This is a genomic window from Magnetospirillum sulfuroxidans, assembly GCF_018224925.1.
GTDB classification, from domain to species: domain Bacteria; phylum Pseudomonadota; class Alphaproteobacteria; order Rhodospirillales; family Magnetospirillaceae; genus Magnetospirillum; species Magnetospirillum sulfuroxidans.
Map to the genome: position 1 here is coordinate 1 of NZ_JAGTUF010000008.1, position 18,408 is coordinate 18,408.

19 protein-coding genes are annotated in these 18,408 nt (G+C 56.4%); 14 read left to right on the plus strand and 5 right to left on the minus strand.

The window, feature by feature from the left end; all coding sequences use genetic code 11:
- From KEC16_RS09960 to KEC16_RS09985, 6 genes are all read left to right on the plus strand, one after another.
- The coding region (locus KEC16_RS09960; RefSeq protein WP_211548409.1) for an N-6 DNA methylase at nucleotides 1-1,338 on the plus strand (1,338 nt) is incomplete at its 5' end.
- Complete coding sequence (locus KEC16_RS09965) at nucleotides 1,319-2,590, plus strand: restriction endonuclease subunit S (protein WP_211548411.1); 1,272 nt, start codon at nucleotides 1,319-1,321, stop codon at nucleotides 2,588-2,590. The genes KEC16_RS09960 and KEC16_RS09965, both read left to right, overlap by 20 nt.
- 18 nt (nucleotides 2,591-2,608) lie before the next feature.
- Nucleotides 2,609-5,614 (plus strand): type I restriction endonuclease subunit R, encoded by a 3,006-nt coding sequence (locus KEC16_RS09970; RefSeq protein WP_211548413.1) that lies wholly within the window; start codon nucleotides 2,609-2,611, stop codon nucleotides 5,612-5,614.
- Nucleotides 5,614-6,360: a M48 family metallopeptidase gene (locus KEC16_RS09975; protein ID WP_211548415.1), complete on the plus strand. Its 747-nt coding sequence runs from the start codon at nucleotides 5,614-5,616 to the stop codon at nucleotides 6,358-6,360. The genes KEC16_RS09970 and KEC16_RS09975 overlap by 1 nt, the downstream gene beginning before the upstream one ends.
- Nucleotides 6,357-7,145, plus strand: a complete 789-nt coding sequence (locus tag KEC16_RS09980; protein ID WP_211548417.1) for a hypothetical protein — start codon at nucleotides 6,357-6,359, stop codon at nucleotides 7,143-7,145. The genes KEC16_RS09975 and KEC16_RS09980 overlap by 4 nt, the downstream gene beginning before the upstream one ends.
- Nucleotides 7,146-7,257: 112 nt before the next feature.
- Nucleotides 7,258-7,743, plus strand: coding sequence for a sigma factor-like helix-turn-helix DNA-binding protein (locus tag KEC16_RS09985; protein ID WP_211548419.1), 486 nt, complete (start codon nucleotides 7,258-7,260; stop codon nucleotides 7,741-7,743).
- A gap of 100 nt (nucleotides 7,744-7,843) precedes the next feature.
- Here KEC16_RS09985 and KEC16_RS09990 read toward each other — a convergent pair whose 3' ends face one another.
- On the minus strand, nucleotides 7,844-8,197 hold the full coding sequence (locus tag KEC16_RS09990) for a helix-turn-helix domain-containing protein (protein WP_211548421.1): 354 nt from the start codon (nucleotides 8,195-8,197) through the stop codon (nucleotides 7,844-7,846).
- Between the two features lie 143 nt (nucleotides 8,198-8,340).
- Between KEC16_RS09990 and KEC16_RS09995 the strand changes: the two genes are divergently transcribed.
- On the plus strand, nucleotides 8,341-8,490 hold the full coding sequence (locus tag KEC16_RS09995) for a hypothetical protein (RefSeq protein ID WP_211548423.1): 150 nt from the start codon (nucleotides 8,341-8,343) through the stop codon (nucleotides 8,488-8,490).
- A gap of 10 nt (nucleotides 8,491-8,500) precedes the next feature.
- On the opposite strand, the gene KEC16_RS10000 is transcribed toward KEC16_RS09995, so the two are convergent.
- Nucleotides 8,501-8,905: a hypothetical protein gene (locus tag KEC16_RS10000; RefSeq protein ID WP_211548426.1), complete on the minus strand. Its 405-nt coding sequence runs from the start codon at nucleotides 8,903-8,905 to the stop codon at nucleotides 8,501-8,503.
- On the minus strand, nucleotides 8,896-9,396 hold the full coding sequence (locus tag KEC16_RS10005) for a tyrosine phosphatase family protein (RefSeq protein WP_211548428.1): 501 nt from the start codon (nucleotides 9,394-9,396) through the stop codon (nucleotides 8,896-8,898). The genes KEC16_RS10000 and KEC16_RS10005 overlap by 10 nt, the downstream gene beginning before the upstream one ends.
- A gap of 417 nt (nucleotides 9,397-9,813) precedes the next feature.
- On the opposite strand from KEC16_RS10005, the gene KEC16_RS10010 reads away from it, so the two are divergent.
- The 4 genes from KEC16_RS10010 to KEC16_RS10025 all read left to right on the plus strand — a co-directional run bounded on the left by KEC16_RS10010 (nucleotide 9,814) and on the right by KEC16_RS10025 (nucleotide 13,232).
- A complete protein-coding gene (locus tag KEC16_RS10010) occupies nucleotides 9,814-10,650 on the plus strand; it encodes a hypothetical protein (RefSeq protein WP_211548431.1) in 837 nt (278 codons plus the stop codon).
- Nucleotides 10,643-12,157 carry a VapE domain-containing protein gene (locus tag KEC16_RS10015; RefSeq protein WP_211548433.1) on the plus strand — a complete coding sequence of 505 codons (1,515 nt, stop codon included), beginning with the start codon at nucleotides 10,643-10,645 and terminating at the stop codon, nucleotides 12,155-12,157. The genes KEC16_RS10010 and KEC16_RS10015 overlap by 8 nt, the downstream gene beginning before the upstream one ends.
- 271 nt (nucleotides 12,158-12,428) lie before the next feature.
- Complete coding sequence (locus KEC16_RS10020; RefSeq protein WP_211548435.1) at nucleotides 12,429-12,695, plus strand: hypothetical protein; 267 nt, start codon at nucleotides 12,429-12,431, stop codon at nucleotides 12,693-12,695.
- A 123-nt stretch (nucleotides 12,696-12,818) separates the two neighbouring features.
- Nucleotides 12,819-13,232, plus strand: coding sequence for a hypothetical protein (locus KEC16_RS10025; protein WP_211548437.1), 414 nt, complete (start codon nucleotides 12,819-12,821; stop codon nucleotides 13,230-13,232).
- Nucleotides 13,233-13,350: 118 nt separating this feature from the next.
- Here KEC16_RS10025 and KEC16_RS10030 read toward each other — a convergent pair whose 3' ends face one another.
- A complete protein-coding gene (locus KEC16_RS10030; protein WP_346344061.1) occupies nucleotides 13,351-14,193 on the minus strand; it encodes a DNA adenine methylase in 843 nt (280 codons plus the stop codon).
- Between the two features lie 424 nt (nucleotides 14,194-14,617).
- Here KEC16_RS10030 and KEC16_RS10035 point away from each other — a divergent pair, with 424 nt between their 5' ends.
- Nucleotides 14,618-15,922, plus strand: a complete 1,305-nt coding sequence (locus KEC16_RS10035; protein ID WP_211548439.1) for a Ros/MucR family transcriptional regulator — start codon at nucleotides 14,618-14,620, stop codon at nucleotides 15,920-15,922.
- 148 nt (nucleotides 15,923-16,070) lie between these two features.
- Here KEC16_RS10035 and KEC16_RS10040 read toward each other — a convergent pair whose 3' ends face one another.
- A complete protein-coding gene (locus KEC16_RS10040; protein ID WP_211548441.1) occupies nucleotides 16,071-16,625 on the minus strand; it encodes a recombinase family protein in 555 nt (184 codons plus the stop codon).
- Between the two features lie 195 nt (nucleotides 16,626-16,820).
- Here KEC16_RS10040 and KEC16_RS10045 point away from each other — a divergent pair, with 195 nt between their 5' ends.
- Complete coding sequence (locus KEC16_RS10045; protein WP_211548443.1) at nucleotides 16,821-17,372, plus strand: hypothetical protein; 552 nt, start codon at nucleotides 16,821-16,823, stop codon at nucleotides 17,370-17,372.
- Nucleotides 17,373-17,395: 23 nt separating this feature from the next.
- Nucleotides 17,396-18,406, plus strand: a complete 1,011-nt coding sequence (locus KEC16_RS10050; protein WP_211548445.1) for a Kiwa anti-phage protein KwaB-like domain-containing protein — start codon at nucleotides 17,396-17,398, stop codon at nucleotides 18,404-18,406.
- The last annotated feature ends 2 nt before the right edge of the window (nucleotides 18,407-18,408 follow it).

Below are 18,408 nucleotides of genomic sequence, written 5' to 3' on the forward strand. Positions count from 1 at the left end.
GTGACCTATGGCGACGCCAAGTTGGCGGCGCATAGGGACGAGCATCGTTTCCATATCCCCGAGGGCCATTTCTGGGCCGACGTGCGCAAGCACGCCACCAACATCGGTGAGCACCTGAACGCCGCCTTCCACGCCATCGAAGATTCGAACAGCCGCCTGCGTGGTGTCTTTCAGGACGTGGACTTCAACAACAAGGAACGGTTCCCCGATTCCATGCTGGAGAAGTTGCTCCAGCATTTCGAGGCCTATCGCCTGCGCCGGGCGGATGTGGAACCCGACATGCTGGGCAACGCCTATGAATACCTGATCAAGCAGTTCGCGGACGACGCGGGCAAGAAGGGCGGCGAGTTCTACACCCCCAAGATGGTGGTGCGGTTGATCGTGGACTGCCTTCGCCCCAATGAAGGCATGAGCGTCTACGATCCCACCTGCGGCTCGGGCGGCATGCTGCTGGAGACGGTTCACCATCTGGAACGCCAGGGCAAGAACCCCAAGAACCTGTCGCTGTTCGGTCAGGAAAAGAACCTCAACACCTGGGCCATCGCCCAGATGAACCTGTTCCTGCACGACATTGACGATGCCTTCATCGAACGCGGCGACACCCTGATCGATCCCAAGCATCTGGTGAGCGACAGGGTGAAGGCGATCCGCACCTTCGACCGGGTGCTGGCCAATCCGCCGTTCTCACTGAAAAACTGGGGACATGACGTGTGGAGCGGCGGCGATCAGTTCGGGCGCGACAAATACGGCTGCCCGCCCAAATCCTATGGTGATCTGGCCTTCGTCCAGCACATGATCGCCAGCCTGAAGGGCAACGGCATGTTGGGCGTGGTCCTGCCCCATGGCGTCCTGTTTCGCGGCGGATCAGAGGGCAGAATCCGCGAAGGCCTGTTGAAGGACGATCTGGTTGAGGCAGTGATCGGCTTGGCCCCGAACCTGTTCTACGGCGCGGGTATTCCGGCGTGCATCCTGATCCTGCGAAAATCCAAGCCCGCCGCCCACAAGGGCAAGGTGCTGATCATCAACGGCGCCGACCAATTCGTTGAAGGCAAAGCCCAAAACCATTTGTCGGATGCCAATGTCACGACCCTTGCCAACGCCTTCCATGGCTACGCCGACATCGAGCGTTTGGCTCGGGTCGTGCCGATGTCAGAAATCGAAGCCAACGACTTCAACCTGAACATCAGCCGCTATGTCCATTTGAACGAGGACGAGGTGGAACTGGATGTGGCGGAAGAGGTGGAAAAGCTGATCGAGCTTCGGGTGCAGCGGGACGAAGCTGAAGCCAAGATGATGGGATTCTTGAGGGAGCTTGGCTATGTCCCGGAAGGTGCCTGAAGGGTGGCGTAGCGTTCGGCTTAAATCCCTGTGTGATTTCATTGGCCGAGGTGATGCACCTCAATATGCCGAGTCTGAAACGGGTGTGTGGGCGATCAGTCAGAAATGTATTCGAGATGGCTTCATCGACACGAAATTCTCTCGTCCTCACGCGCCATCGAAGCAGATCAAAGGGCGGTCTTTTCTCCGGTCTGGGGATGTATGCATCAATAGCACTGGAACCGGAACTCTTGGCAGAGTGGCAATGTGGCAAAAAGGTGATACCGCATCCTTTTTTGCCGACATGCACGTAACAATCATTCGGACAAATTCATCGGCAAGTCCAAAGATCGTTTCAGAATGGCTGTCGCTGCCATCAGTTCAAGAGGAGATATTTACAACCTGCGTAACTGGCAGCACTAACCAAATTGAATTGAGCCGCGTAAGTCTGGAAGAGATCAGCATTCTAGTTCCGCCAATACAAGAACAACGCCGCATCGCAGAAATCCTCTCCAGCGTCGATGAAGCCATCGCCGCGACCCAGGCGGTCATCAATCAGACCCGCACCGTCAAGCAGGGTGTGCTGAAGCACCTGCTGACCAAAGGCATCGGACAGACCCGGTTGAAACAGACCGAAATCGGGGAGATTCCAGAGGGGTGGGATGTAAAGCGGTTTCGTGACGTATGCAGCCTAATAACCAGCGGTTCACGGGGGTGGGCACAGTACTATTCTGAGAGTGGCGCATTGTTCCTCCGCTCGCAGAATGTGCGCTGTGGATGCCTTGACTTGACGGACAGGCAATATGTTCGTGTACCCGCTGGGACGGAGGGAGCAAGGACGCGAATTGTTGCCGATGATCTACTGTTCACCATCACGGGCAATAGCGTTGGAAACGTCTCAAGCGCAGGTGACATAGGAGAGGCTTACGTCAGCCAACACATTGCGTTAGCCCGCCTAAATGACCCAATGATGTCAGAGATGCTTGTGGCATTTTTTTCGCCTGATGGTCCTGGCAACTCTCAGATTTTAAATGCTCAGTACGGGCAAAGTAAGCCAGGACTCAGCCTCGAGAACGTAAGAAATTTCTTTATTCCTATCCCACCTCGCTCTGAGATCGAACGGATTACTGATGTGGTTAGGAATATTTCGATGGTCGAGAGCCAGAGTGCGACTGCTCTCAATGAGAAAATATCGCTTAAATCCGCCCTCATGGCCGATCTCCTTACCGGACGCAAGCGGGTGCCGTTGCCCGAAAACATCGCTGCTGAATGATGGAATGAGGGGGAAATCATGGGCAGTGAATGGACCTTGGCTGAAAAGCCGACCATCGAATGTCTTCAGGGCATGGGCTATCGCTTTGTCCCCTCCTCTGACCACCATGCGCTGCGTGACGGTGAAAACCACACCCTGTTCCGCCCGATCCTGATCGATGCCATTCGCCGCATCAACGGCGTGGCCGAGGCGGATGCGCGGGCTGCCTATGTGGAACTGCTGGCCAAGGATGACAACGAGGAATGGCTGGGCATCCTGCGCGGGAATTACAGTCGCACGGTGCAGGGCAAGGCGACCAAGCAGACCCTTCGGGTCATCGATTTCCAGAATCCCGCCAACAACGTCTTCACCGTCACCAACCAGCTTTACGTCAAGGCGGAGAAATCCCGCATTCCCGATGTCGTGATCCATGTCAACGGCATCCCGGTGGTGGTGATCGAGCTTAAGTCGCCCTTGAACGGCAAGGACAAGAGCGGCGAGGCGTTCGACCAAATCCGCCAGTATGAACGCGACATCCCCCGCCTGTTTTTCGCCAATGCGTTCAACATCGTCAGCGACGGCACCAATTGCCTGTATGGGGCAACCGGCAGCCCATCGAAGTTCTATGGGGCGTGGGGTGATCCGTTCCCCCGCGCAGCCGACGAGTTTACCGACGAACTTTCCAAGGGTCTGTGGAGTCTGCTGGAACCGGCCCGGCTGCTGGACTTGATCGCCCATTTCGTGGTGTTCGAGACGGCGCGGAGCGGCAAGGTCAAGAAAATCTGCCGTTACCAGCAGTTCCGCGCGGTTAACAAGATCGTGACCCGCATCATCGAGGGGAAGCATCGTCGAGGGTTGATTTGGCACACACAGGGGTCAGGCAAATCACTGACCATGGTGTTCGCCGCATTGAAGCTGAAGACCCATTTGACGCTGAACCATCCGGCACTCACCAATCCCAACATCATGGTGCTGACCGACCGCATCGATTTGGATGATCAGATCAGCCGCACATTCCAGGCGTGTGGCTTGCCCAATCCGCAACGGGCCGAGTCGGTGGCTGACCTGCGCTCCGTCATCGGCAAGGGGGTGAACGGCCTGACCGTCCTTTCCACCATCTTCAAGTTTGCGGGATCGAAGCAGGCCATTGCCGATTCGGCTTCGTGGATCGTCATGGTGGACGAATGCCACCGCACCCAGGAAAAGGACTTGGGCGCGTTCCTGCGCGCCACCATGCCGGATGCCCGGTTCTTTGGCTTCACCGGCACGCCCGTCAAAAAGGACGACAAGGACACCTACGCGAATTTCGGGGTCGAGGGCGAAGGGTATCTCGACAAGTACGGTATTGACGACGCCGTGGCCGATGGCGCGACGGTGCCGATCCATTACACCGGGCGGAAGACCGACTGGCACATTGATGAAGCCAAGATCGACATCCTGTTTGATAACTGGTTTGCCGATCTGCCGGACGACAAAATGGCGCTGCTCAAGAAGCGCGGGGTGACCATTGCCGATCTGGTCAAGCACCCAAAGCGCATCCCGTTGATCGCCTATGACATCTGGACTCACTTCAAGGCATACGCTCTGCCCGATGGGCTGAAGGCGCAGATCGTCGCTTTCGACCGGGAAGCGGTCATCCTGTACAAACAGGCCATGGACGCGGTGATTGCTGAGGACTTGGTGAAGCAGGGCGTCCCTGAAGCGGAAGCCCAAGCCCAGGCGGCGGCAATGTCGGCCTGCGTCTATTCCAAGTCCCAGGAAGACGACAAGCCCAGCGAAGACCCGCAGGTTGATGCGGTGCGGGCCGAACTCCGCCGTCATTACCTCGACTATGACGCCGAGAAGGATGCCAAGGAGGCATTCGACAAGCGCGGCCAAGCGCCCCATTTCCTGATCGTCTGCGACAAGCTGCTGACCGGCTTCGATGCCCCCGCCGAATGCGTGATGTATCTCGACAAGCCGCTGAAGGAGCACACCCTGCTGCAAGCCATCGCCCGCGCCAATCGGGTTGCTGATGGCAAGCGCAACGGCCTGATCGTGGACTATATCGGGGTGTCGCGGAATCTGGACGATGCCCTGTCGTCCTACCGCGCCGATGACGTGAAGAACGCCATGCGCGATCTGGATGATCTGCGCAGCCAGCTTCGTGCTGCTCATGCCGCCGTGATGAAACTGGCGAAAGGGGTGAAGCGCGGCACCGGCAATCTGAAGGCCGAGTACGATGCCTTGGTCAAGGCATTGAACACCGAGGATTACTGGTTCGAGTTCCGCACCAAGGCCAGGGAGTTCATCGGGCTGTATCAGGCTTTGTCACCGGATACCTCGGTGCTGGAGTTCACCGCCGATCTCAAATGGGTGGCGAATTTCCTCCAGTACGGCACCCAGGTGTTCGAAAAGAAGGAAGCCTTCGACCAGCGGGAATACAGCCGCAAGATCAGGGATATGCTGGCCGAGCATCTGGATGCCACGGGCCTGAGCGTCACCGTCAAGTTGCGCCATATCACCGACCCCGATTTTTGGACGGACTTCGACCCTGAGGGCAAAGACGAAGATGATCTGAAGACGGCGGCGATCCGCAAGACCACCGAGCTTAGGAAGGTCACCTATGAAAAGGTGGCGGATAACCCCCATCAGTACGGCAAGTTCTCCGACCGGTTGAAGGAACTGTTGCGCAAGATGGATGACGCTCAGCTTTCCTGGGCCGAAAAGCTGAAGGCTGCCGAGGAACTGGCGAAGGACATCCAGGCCGAGGAAATGGCACACGAAGGCACGGGTCTGTCCCAAGCCGCTTTCGGCATTCTGGCGGTGCTGAAGGCGTTTGATGCCCAAGGCGATGCCAATGCCGTTGAAATCTTGGCGAAGGACATCGAAGCCCTTTATACCGACGATGCTTCGGCCCCTTCCCTGTGGCAGGAGAAACCGGAACTGCGGAAAACCCTGCGCCAGAAGGTGCGACAAATGGCCCATGGACTGGGATTTGCTGACATGATCGCGCTGTCGGAACAGGTCGAGGAATTTGCACTGAAGTATCTGGAAAAGGACTAATGCTGATGCCCGTGCTGAGTGTCGGCAGCACCCAGATTCCCTATATCCTCAAGCGGTCACCCACAGCGCGGCGGGCGCGGATCACCGTGACCCCTGATCAGGTCGAGGTGGTTGTACCTGACACGGCCAGCGACGAACAGATCGGCCGGGCGCTTCATCGTCGCCGCGCCTGGATTTTTGAACAGACACGAGCCATGCGGGCACGGGTGGCACAGGGTCACACCATCCACCGCTTCGTCACCGGCGCGAAGATTCCCTATCGTGGCCGGTTGATGCGTCTGACCGTTCAGCCGGGAACCGGCAGTTTGGTTGAGGTGGCCTATCGCAACGGCTTCCGGGTGGAATACCCGCAGACAATCGCGCCGAATGCCCGTGATTCGGTGATCGAGGCTGCGCTGGCGCTCTGGTTGCGAAAACGTGTGCGTGAGGATGTGGTTGCCATTGCCCGCCAACATGCCGTCAATGGCATGTACCCCAAGGACATCCGTATCAAGGACCAGAAGCACCTATGGGGAAGCTGCGGCCAAGATCGCGTGATTAATCTGAACTGGCGCCTGATTTTCGCTCCAAAGCCGGTACTGGAATATGCCGTCGTCCACGAGCTATGCCACCTGCGGCACCGCAACCACGACACCGCATTTTGGCAATTGGTCGGCAGCATTTTGCCCGACTGGCAGATGCGAAAAGCATGGTTGGACAGGAACGAGCATTTGCTGGGGTTCGAACGGGTGGAGCCACGGACATGACCGCCTTCACCCGGTACATTGGCATCGACTATTCCGGCGCCGAGGTGCCGACCGCCAGCCTGAAGGGACTGCGGGTCTATGAGGTCAGGCCCGATGCTTCTCCGTGCGAGATTCTGCCGCCCCCCAGCCCCAGGAAGTATTGGACGCGCAAGGGCATCGCCCATTGGTTGGTCGAGGAATTATCCGGCGACATTCCCACTCTGGTTGGCATCGACCACGGCTTCTCATTCCCGCTTCGGTACTTCGAAGCCCATGGTTTGATGCCGGACTGGTCGGCGTTTCTGGATGACTTCCAGCACCACTGGCCCACGGACGGGGACAACATCTATGTGGATTTCGTTCGCGATGGGATCGTCGGCAATGGGGCTGCGCGCGGCGGTAACACCCGTTGGCGGCGGTTGACCGAGGAACGCGCCGGTGGCGCCAAGTCGGTCTTCCATTTCGATGTCCAGGGTCAGGTCGCCAAATCCACCCATGCCGGTATCCCCTGGCTGCGATTTATCCGCCGCCAGCTTGGTTCCCGCGTCCATTTCTGGCCCTTCGATGGCTGGGCGGTGCCGGAAGGACACTCGGTCATTACCGAGGTCTATCCGGCCCTGTGGAACCGTTCGTTTCCACGCCAAGACCGGACGCCGGATCAACACGACGCCTACTCCATCGTCGCCTGGATGGCTGGTGCTGACAGCATTGGCAGTCTCACCAGCTACTTTTCACCAGACCTGACCCCGCCAGAACGAACAGTCGCGCAGGTCGAGGGGTGGATACTCGGTGTTGCGCCAACGTGACCCACCTGTCATCCGGCATAGGCGTAATTTTCCTGCTTTCATTGTAGATGTTATCTTACTATAGTCGGAGAAGAAGCCAACTTCCGGGTTCCATACCCGGATGGAGAAGCGGATGTCCATTCTCACCCGGCATCGCGACGGTGCCGCTGCCGACGAAGACCTTCTGCTGCGGATCGCCGCTGGTGATGCTGACGCCTACCGCGTTCTGGTCGAACGCCATGCGCCTATCGCCTATGCCCTGGCATTCCGGCTTTGCCTGGACACGGCAGCAGCCGAGGCAACCGCCCAAAAATGCCTCGTGTCGGTTTGGCAGGACAGCCACAATTGGGTGGCGGAGAACACCCCGTTCGCCGTCCGGCTATACGCTTCCGTGGTCGGTTACAGCACGTGCGCCGAACCCAAGACATCCTCGGGAAGCTCACTGGAAGATGCCGTCGCCATGCTCCCGCCGCTGCAACGGGTGGCATTGACGCTGTATTACGTGGCGCAGTTTAAACCCGCCGACATCGCCTTGGTGCTCGGGGTCACCGACGATGACGTTGGAATTCTGCTCCAACGGGCGCGCCGCGCATTGCGTGAGACAGGAATCGGGTCATGACAAGCGCATCGGAGTTGCGCGGGTGCTGCACTTTGAGGTCGTTGATGGTCGCCGGATCGCCTTGTTCAACCGAGTGCCCAAGAAGCGGCACTTGGTCGTGCTACCCCTTCCGGCGCTGCTGCGATTCGAGCACAGCGGCAACCCCGGCCAAAATCTCGATGTCCTGGTCTGGCAAAAGGCGCAGTGCGTTCACCACTGCCTGTGCGGGCGCCGACATGGATGACGGTGCCATCGTCACCGGCGTGTTCTCAAAAAAATCTCGCAATTGGACATCCAGCAGGCGAGCAAGCTGGTCCAGAGTGGCAAGCGAGGTGACCACCTTTCCACGCTCGAAGTTCGAGATGCTTTCGACGGATTTTCCCGACAAGGTGGCAAGTTGAGCCTGGGTGAGTCCTCGGGCCTCCCGCAATTGCTTGAGTCGGTGTCCGACACGTTTGCCAATGTCGTTGTTCATGCTCATGCCCCCAGTTTGATGGGAGATGCCGGGTCAGGCTATTGGTGTAATTTTCCTACTTGTGAGATTGACGTTACTTTCCTATAGTCAAGCCCGTATTGTTGCGCCGACCTCAGTGCGGCACAAAACTTAGGAGACCCGACATGCAGGATTCGTACATCATCCGAGTCCAATGCGGCGGACAGGCCGCTTACGAGGTGACGATCAAAGCGGTCACCGGTGGCGATGCCGTTACCATCGCCAAACGCCAGAATCCTGGGTGCACCTGCGTATTGCTGCGCAAGGCGAAGTAAAAACGAGGGGTCAGGCGAACGACAAAAAATTCTCCAGGGTGACCACGTTTCTGCGCCGGAAAATTGGATTCAGCGTGGCGCCTTCCGCCGGAGTCGGACTGACCAACCAGACCTCGATTGGGCTTGGTGGAACACCAGCACACCATACTGGTGCCTGCTGAGGCAGGTTATGCGGCGGCGCCGAATAGACCTCCACCAGCCTTTCGACCACACCCGCTGCCAGCGCCATCTGCACAGCATCCATCTTGACCGGCTCGGTAATGTCCTTCAGGCTGACGCCATTCCAACAAAGGTGCTGAACGATATCGAGCGCGGCGACGAGATGATCCAGATCATCGTGGTTGGCAGCATGGTCGAGCAGATGTCGGACTATCTCGGCCAGTGCATCGGCGGCCTCATTCGGGCTTACAGGCACGCGAGCATCCGCCCTTCAGCCCCAAGTAGCCGGTCCCCGAATTTGACAATCAACCTATTTGGGCGAGCCTGCGGGCGCAGCAATTTGATGAGGTCGAAAGCCCGATGCTCGGAACCAGCCATCGCCTGGGCGGCGATCAGGAAAGCCGTCGCGGACGAGCGGCTGATCCCCGCACTGCAATGCACCAACACCCTGGCACCGGCAGGAATTTGCCGACCAAATCCGAGGATCAGTTGCACATGGGCGATAGACGGATAGGCATCGGGGGTGTCCGGCGCCAGCTTCCGCGCCACCATACCGTCGAGAGAATCGACATCCCAAAATGCCAGCCGCAGCACGGTCAACGAGTCCGGTATTTCCGGGGAGGCACCGCCTGGGTCTGATATGGAGATAACGTGGGTCGCCCGGAACGCCGCCAGCGTCGCCCGCAATTCGATCAGGCCGCAAATGGCAAGGTCGAATGGCAGGGGGTTCCATGGGTGGGCTGGCATGTGACCAGCCTATCAACCCGATCAAGAGCGGCCAAGGGATGGCAAGCCAATTTTGGCGTCATCGGCTGGTGCTGATGGTTGGCGGCCTCAACGCATGCCGTAATCCAATTCTCTTGGGGGAAAGCAGACGGTCAACGCAGACGTTTGAATTTTATAAATACACATAACGTCGGTTCCAAAAGTTGACGTGTGTGACGCAATGCATAGAGCTTTAGTGCAATGGGATTACCGTGCCTGCGTCACCTCTGGCACTTAGCCCTCAGCGATTGGAACCCGCTGAGGGCTTTTTTATGAGGTGATGTTGTGAAGATTACAATTGGGAATAACAAGGAGGACAACTACCCGACCGCTGTTGACACGGATTGGACAGGGTTGGTCTCTTTACTCCGCGAAATGTCCAACGAGGGCATATCAGGAGTGAGCAAAAACGAGTGCAAAGACAAAGCGAGCGGCCTTACTGCTTGCACGTTCGCCAATGATGGTCGGCGGTTGAAGGCCAATGCGACAGCCGCCGATTTTTTCTGGTTGGACTGTGAAGATGGCAGTCCAAACGAACTTGCAAAAGCAGTTGAAGGCTTGATGGCGCTGGGTCTGGACGCATTGGCCTATACCAGTGCGGGTCATGTTCCACCTGCTGACCGCTTTCGGATCATCGTTCCCGTTTCTACCCCGATCACCAACCATGACGATTACCGACAAATCTGCCTGCATTTGCAGAAGACGTTGGGTGTCGCCGTTGATCGGGGAAAACTCACCATGTATGCGCTGCTGTACCAGCCAGCGCGATACTCGTCGGCGGCGGAGAACCTGTTTATTCACGTGCCAGGAACCATTCTGGCGGCAGAAGACTGGCTTTCCCTTTGCCCACCAGTGCCGCCACCGGCACCGGCCCAGCCGACGATCCCGCTGACCGCCGTCAAAGTTTCCAATGGATATGTGGATGCGGCGGTGAAGGGCGAGATCGCCCGCATCGAGCGGGCTGTTCCCAGCCAACGTCATAACGCGATTTTGTCGGCGGCGATCCGTCTGGCCGAGATAGCTAAGGCGGGTGTCCTCGATTGGAATGCAACATCACGGCTCGTTTTCGATCACGGCGTTGCCAAGGTCGGACATGAGCGGCGCGGAGAGGTCGTTGAGATTCTTCGCTACGCCTGGACGCACGCCAACCCACGGCAGGTAAAAGAACAAACAGGCAACTTGGTAGCCCTTCGTGCGAAGGCAAAAGCAAAAAGAAAGGAACTGGCATATGTCTGATTTTGAGAAAACACTTGGGGAATGGCTGGATTTCCAGGCCGGAACCGTAATCACGGATCAGGGGCGCATCGACACCTTCATCGCGGCGGCCAAGGCGTGGGACGGTGATCAGCTTGATCTCGTTGACCACTTCGGGATGGTGCTGTCCGCCCACACCAAGCTGCGTAAACCCATCATTGATGCAATTTGCAGGAACATGAAAATTAAGGTTGGTTTGGGGGAAATACCAAAAAACCATTACGGCTTCGTTGAAGCATATTGCAGAAAACACGATGTCAAATACACGCTCGACCGCCAGATGACGAAAGGCAGAAACGAAACATCAGACCGCGACATTTTCAACGACATCTTCTTGTGGACTGGCGAGTTCGGAGCCTTCACGGGAAAAGACTACCTGACATCCGCATGGCAAAAATGGAAAGCTGAGCAAGAGCGCGGCAACGTCAAACAGTTCTACGAACGCATTGCGTTTGATTCGTCGGCAAGTGATGCGGCCTGGGAACTCGTTGTAGATACCCTGTGTGCCAACCTTGGTGACAGTCCAATGGGTTTGGCCCGCGACGAATACCACCGACTGGTGGTCGCGGTGATGAAGGCGGCAGTGTGGCGGGTCAAAGCGAAGCTGATCAATCGCCCCACCATTCAGCACATCATGCTGTACTTGCGAGGAAAGCAGGGGTGCGGCAAATCCAGCTTCATGCGCTGGTTCCTCGGCCCCGTTGCAGACGGAATGATCCAGACCGATTTCGGCATGTTTGACCACGATGAAAAACAGATCGTGATGAAAAACACTCCAATTATTTTCTTCGATGAGGTCGCTCGTGCCGACAAGGCCGACGCTGCCAAGGTCAAAAACATGATGACGGCGGAAACGGGAATGTTCCGAAAACTCTATGGTGAAGCCAGCAAGGGGCGGATGATTTCCACATTTTTCGGCGCTGGAAATCTCGATCTCAGTGAGGTTTTCCACGACCCCACCGGCCTGCGGCGGTTCTTCCCTTTAGAATGTCGGAAAGACCTGTACAAGTTTCTTGACGCCCTGTTCGAGCAAGTCAACGCACTGGAGCTTTGGCAATCCGTGAACGAACACGATGTTTGTCCAACGGAAACAAACGAAATTGTTGAACTTTTGATCGCATCCGAAACGGAGAAGCGTGTTCTTACGCCTGTCGAGGAATGGTTGAAATACGAAGTAGATGCCGGTGGTTGGCAGCAGCACAAGGGCGTTGCGGATATATTCGCCTTGTTCGCGGGTTGGAAAGAGAAGCTCTATCCCGGTGACAAGACCAATCTCAGCAGTTTCGCAACCCAATTTGGTCGAATTCTGCGCGATGGCGACTATCCGCATGACAAGAAGCTCGACCCGGTGAGCCGCCGCGCCATTTATCAGGTCGGAGAACCCTCGGAAACCTATGCCGCCGTTGTCGTTGCTATCGACCAAGCGCGGGTGGAGGCGGCAGCCCGAAGAGGTTCTCTTCTAAAAAAGACAATAGAATCAAATAGATAACTTGACATCGAAGGGGTTTGGCATGCGCTAATGCGCCAACCCCTTCTGTATTATCACATTGTTTTTATTATATAATTTCTAATTTCGAAGAGGTGAAGGGGTTTGGTTGAAAAAGTCATCCGAGAAAAGAAAACATGAGAATATTTAAGGGTGAACTCATTGGGGAAACCCCTTCACCCCTTCGATTTTGTCAGTCCCGCGTAGGCAGAAATGATTTCGGTAAATTGATAAATACCTGCATACGCAGATGCAGGGGGCCGCAATGAGATCGATGAGCGAAATTTACGAGCAATGCAGGAACATCGGACTGACCGATAGCCAGCGCGCGTTCAGCTACATGTGGGGCCGCGCCGATAGCTGGTTTAGCAGCGCAATGACGCGACAGCATGAGCGCCGGATATCCACCGAGTCGCTGTTGGCGTTCTATTTCTCACTCGCTGAAGTGCGATTCTCGAACTTGACCGCCAAGCAACTGGGCGTGATCAGCAATCTAAAATCCGAACTGTGGAATGAGATCGCCAGCCGTGTCCGACCATGAAGCCATCGCCGACCGGCCACCATCACCGACAATCACCGTGATGGAGATGAAATCCATGGTCAGCATCTTGGCCGCGATAAACACTGGCCATAACCTTCATGCAACAACATATGGAGGTGTCCGATGTTCGGACTGAAATTGGTCGATACGAAGAAGCCGCTGATCGCGGAAACTCGTCGCAAGTCGCCGCGTGAAGTGGTGCTGGAGGGGATCGGCCACCAACTCGAACTGCTCAAAAATCCGAAGTACACCGTTGAGCGGACGCGGTATGTGAAGGGTGACGACGGCTATGGCCGTCAGATGACCAGCCGTCCGCCCAAGCCGTGGTTCTGGGAGTTTGAGGGAAAGATGTTTCTTCAGATCAAATACGGCTCGTCCCAGGTCGTGATGCTGAATGGCAAACCGACCATCGAATGCGGCAAGGATATCGCTTCCGTCATCAAGGCCCTCGAAGCCGTGAAAAGCGGCATCGAGAAAGGGGTGCTGGACGACGCGATCAACGAGGCGAAGGCGCGCAGCCACCGCAAGAAGGACTGATTGGCTCCATTGAAGCTGAAGCGCAAGAAAGCGGCCAGATGGTAGCATGGCGGGGCCGCGGCCCCGCCATGCTACTTGGTCGGCAACTTAAAGATGGATTGCCCAGACGACCTCGCCGTCACGCAACCCGCGTGAGTTCGGCATCCTCGACGGCTTGAGCAACAATTTTTGCTTGGCTTAGTCCCCCCAGCCCCAAGCTGTCAGCTAACTCGTCGGATAGGATCAGCAACTCGGTGTTGTCCCTGTTGCGACTGGAACCATAGGCCCAGGATAGAGGGATCATTGGGAATCCCCAATAGAGCCGCCGCACCTCCTCGTCGTTATTGTACGACAGCAACCAGCGGCCTGGACGCGCACGCAGGATTTCGGCCAAGCGGTCGTGGTTGAAATGCCGATGGGCATCACCTCGGACACCATAAAGAGTCGCCTTCTTCGGCGGCAAAAGGTACGGCGGATCAGCGTAGACAAAGGCATCCGGGTGCCGCGAGAGGCTATCCTCGAAGTCAGCCACCTCGACCGTGATGTTGGGAATCGACACCGACCGCAATTTGCGCAGTGAAGATTCGGTAAAGCGGTTGTCTACGCCCGAGTAGCCGCCGGAAAACGTCAGGCCGCTGAAGGATGCCCGGTTGATGGCAAAGAACGCCCCGGCCTGCTCCACAGGGTCGGTGATCTGCCTGTACGAATCTTGTAGTTGGTAAAATCCCTCCCGCCCCAATGGGAAGAACCGTCCGGCTGCGCCGGCCACCGCAGCAGCGTCTCTTTTCACCTGCTGCCAGCAGTTGGCCAATGGTTGAAACACGTCATATCCGTGGATTTGGACGCCGCCTCCCGCCAAGGCCAATTCAACGGACCCGCCCCCCAGGAACGGGGAGCAAATCTCTGAAATGTCGCCTGGAATATAGCGTGTGATCATGTCGCGGCCACGCGTTTTACCGCCAATGTATCGAAAAAACGTCACCTTTGTCCTCGTTACGCAAGCTGTTTACTTGCACAACGATGAGGCTGACCTATTACGAAGATCAATTTAAATAAACACAGAATTATGACTATGTTTTATTGACAATACAGCAGTGATAATAGACCGATAAAAGGCAGCTTGATTTTATTATTTGGTGGCTTTGTCATATCTATACAATTGTATGTTACGATGGAACTTGAATTAAGGGGTTGCAATCCTGAGATGCACTGTATTTTTATTTGACTTCTAGCGCCGTCGCCGGTAAGAAGCGGTGATATCCATCAACGAAAAGTCGGTGGATATCATTCGAACAGAAAGCTCTGCCCATGTGGCTGCGAGCAATGATCATTAGGCCGCCGCGATGTACATCCGCGCCGGAACGGTGAGTTGCGCAGTTGTCCCTGGGTGACACGGAGTCACGATCATGTCCCCGGCAGCAAACGCCTCTTCCTCTACACCCGTCCTGCCTCCCCCATCGTTGATGCCTCATGATGCCCGGCCGGATGGTGATCCGGCTTCGGACAAGGATGATGGCAAGGTCGAATGCCTGATCTGCCATCAGCGATACAGGTCTCTCGCGGCCCATCTGCATTCCCATGGTGTGGCCGCCGAGGAATACCGCAGCCGTTTCCCCGACGCCCTCATCCATGGCCCAGGCGCGCGGGGAGGTCGGCCAAGAAAGATGGCCGCCGGTGCTGTCCAGGCGAGTCCCAAGCGGGACGTGTTGGTCACCGTTGCCCCCTCGGAATGCAGTCCATCAAATCAAAGCGATGAAGGGCGCGTCGCGGAAAGTGCTGATGGCGTCGCGTTGGAGCAGGAGTCCACACAGGGTCTCGGCGCCGAAACGGCGGGAATGGCCGGCCAGCCCCTCACCAACCCTGGCGACGAAGGTCCAGTCAGTAGACCTTCAGCGACCGGCCTCGATGTGTTCGAAGACCCGCCCAGAATCAGGCTCTCCGGGATCAAGGAACTGGAGAGCGACGCCATCTTCCAGTGGACATCGGACTTGGTTGCAGGCTGGAAGAATCGCCATGATGTGTCGCGGGAACGACACGCGGTCCTTTACCGCTTTGTTTGGCATGCGCTTTACGGCGACCCTGATGGGTTCCGGCTGATCTGCAAGGCCCGTGTCAAAGCGCCCAAGCACCCATATCAGTTACCCGTCCGGCACTTCTTCTCCATGTTGGCGAAAACAGTGAAGGCCGAGATCGAGGGGGAAATGGCAAAGGCCGGGTGTGACGCCGACACCGCCAGAAAGCTCGCAGCGGAGGCCATGGTAAAGGAGGTAAACGTCAAGAGCTTGACCGACTACTCGGTACGAATCATCCGCTGGGCAGGTGAACACCGAGGCGAGCATGCTGATGAGTGGGGCGTTTGCCCAGATGCCTTTGGCACTTGGTTCGACAGCCAAGGCGGTGCGACTGCCATCAGGGCCGCGCACGACGAAAAATACGCCTCGCGTCGTAATGGCCCAACCGAGGCCGACGAAGAAGCATTGGCTAAAGCGAAGGGAGCCAGTTCCGGCGAGGTAACGGACAGCACGGAATCTGGCGAAGATGCGGGGTGTGAACCGGTGGTCCGTCGCCATGGTGAGCAGGTCTACCTCGTCCTGCCCCGGTTACTGTTGGTCCGTCTCCGGCGGGCACTAGAAGGGGCTTTGGACAACGAAGGTGCCAAACTACGGAACATGATTTCTCAGGCCTTGGATGGAGATAGCTGCGATGTCTGAAAAAGACGCGCCGCCATCTCCATGACGGCATTAGATGAATGTCGCCATTGGGGAGGTCGCGATGTGTGGCCGCCCATCTTCAGAAATCAGCGTGCGACTGATAGTGAAGCTGGCGGCTGCGCCAATTTCGGGATGAGTGGTCGGGGGCTTACTTCCCGGCCAGGGCCCGATAGACCGACGCCCGACCGATCCCAAGGCGGTTGGCAATTTCGGTGGCACCCACGCCTTCAGCCTTCAGCCGACGCACATCGTCCGCCTGTGCCATCGCGGTCGGCTTCCGCCCCTTGTACTTCCCCTCCGCCTTCGCGCGAGCCACCCCTTCACGTTGACGTTCCAGCATGATTTCGCGTTCGAACTCAGCAATGCCGCCAAGCACAGTCAACATCAGTTTGCCTGTCGGTGTCGCGGTATCGATGCCCATGCCGAGAATGCGCAGGCCGACCCCTTTGCGGCTCAAGGTGTCCACGATGGACAGCAAATGCGCCACAGACCGAGCAAGGCGATCCAACTTGGTCACCACCAGAGTGTCGCCTTCGCGGACGAAATCCAGCGCCAGAGCCAGTTGCGCGCGGTTGGTGACATCGACCGACGATACCTGCTCACTGAAGACCTTCTCGCACCCGACTGCCGTCAGGTCGCGCATTTGGGCCTCAATGCTGGCTCGCTGATCAAGAGTCGAAGTTCGTGCGTATCCGATCAGCATGGCGGCCCCCTGATGTCCCAATGACACCTAAGAGGTTAAGGCCGCTTTGTATCAAATATCAAATCGAGGTCTATTGAGACACCGCATGAAGCTGGACGGCGGGCCTCACAAGACCCTGGTTCATTGGGACAGAAGCCTTTGGTGGTGGACCAGTAGGCGGCAGGATACGCATTGCCAACTTTGTCGATCACGGGTATGTTCGATCTTTGTTCAACTTGGCAGGAGGTTTGGGCGATGACGCCCTGGTTCCGAACGCTGTTCCTTTTCAGTTCGTTTGGGCCGCTCTATGTCCTGTTCGCAGCGAGCCTCTACGTGCAGGGCGTTAGGCTCTGGTGGGGTGGCGTCATAGCATTCGCGATGGCTGTCATTGTCTTTCTTTGGCTAAAAAGTAGATTTAAGCGCAAGTCAGTTATTAGAAAGGCAATCACCGTCGAATCAAATCTCGATGAGGGCGTATTTTCTTATCTCGTTTCGTACTTTCCGCCATTTATGACCGACAGTTTCAGCGACCCAGCAAAGGCCATTCCCATCGTAATTTTTTATGCCACGATGGTTTTCCTGCTTTTCCGCTCAAGCACGATTTACATCAACCCATTTTTCATAGCATCGGGCTATCGCCTCTACAGGGGGCGACTTGAAGGCTCCAACAGGTCAATCGTTCTAATTACAAACCGACAGGATATAATCGACGGGGATATGTTAAGCTTATACGAAGTGCATCCATCGCGTTTATATTTTGGCGAGTGATCTCCGATAACGGAATGGAAACGATGGCTCTGATAGAGGACGCCACTGCCGCACTGATGGATTTGCGCGCGGGTTTCGAGGGGCCGGATGAGGTCGGGTGTCACGTTTTTCTGTATGCACAGCGCGGAAGAGAAAAGCGGGATAAGTGGAAGCGCGTCAGTATGGACGGCGACCTGTCGTCACGGTTTGTCGATGCGACCAGGGAATCCATCGTCGATTTGCAGGTAGGCCTTGGTGATCGGCCAATCGATGAATTCGACTTTGACGTGATGGCAACCGGCAGCGTCGGCGTGATTGCAACCGGTGACGCAGAGTCAGTTGGAGACTGGTTGAACGAACTCCCAGATGAAGATTGGGCGGAGCTATTCCGAGGCGATAGCCAATTTTTGGATAAGGTGCGATTTTACGCGACCAGAATCAATTTCCCCGATGGAAAAATCCTCCGCTTGTTTCGAAGCAAGCGAGGCATCGACATCATTCTGGAAACAAGTCGGGGGATTTCAGCCTTTTTCCAGCAAGATGCTGCCGAAATGCGCCCCGTAGAGGGAATGATTGTTAATTTTGACCAAAAAATAGATTTCTTTGAATGGGGCGGTTTTATTTATGTTTGCAACCTCGGCGCATTCGAAAGCTTAACAAATATCCGTGCGGTCACGATTAGCAAGGCCGCAAAGGCAATGGATGCTTTCGCTCAACGCTTTCAAGTGGCGAATGTCGATGCAATTAAGAATAAACTTGCAAATAGTACAAAGCTTTCAAAAAAACTCGCCGCTGCTGCCCAGCACGGTGTCATTGAAGACGTTGACGGAGATGCGTTGATCGAACGCATCGCGGAAAAGGGTATCGACCTTTCTCTCGAAAAACGTGGAGATCAATTTGTATTTGATTTAGATGCGGAGGATGGAGAGAAAATCGAGGAGTTTGTTAACCTATTAACTGATTTCTATCTTCACTCTCCCGTCACTCGCAGAGAATGGAAGGCTTATGTTAAGAAGCCTGACCAACGCCCCAGAAGGCCACGAAACCCGGCCTAACG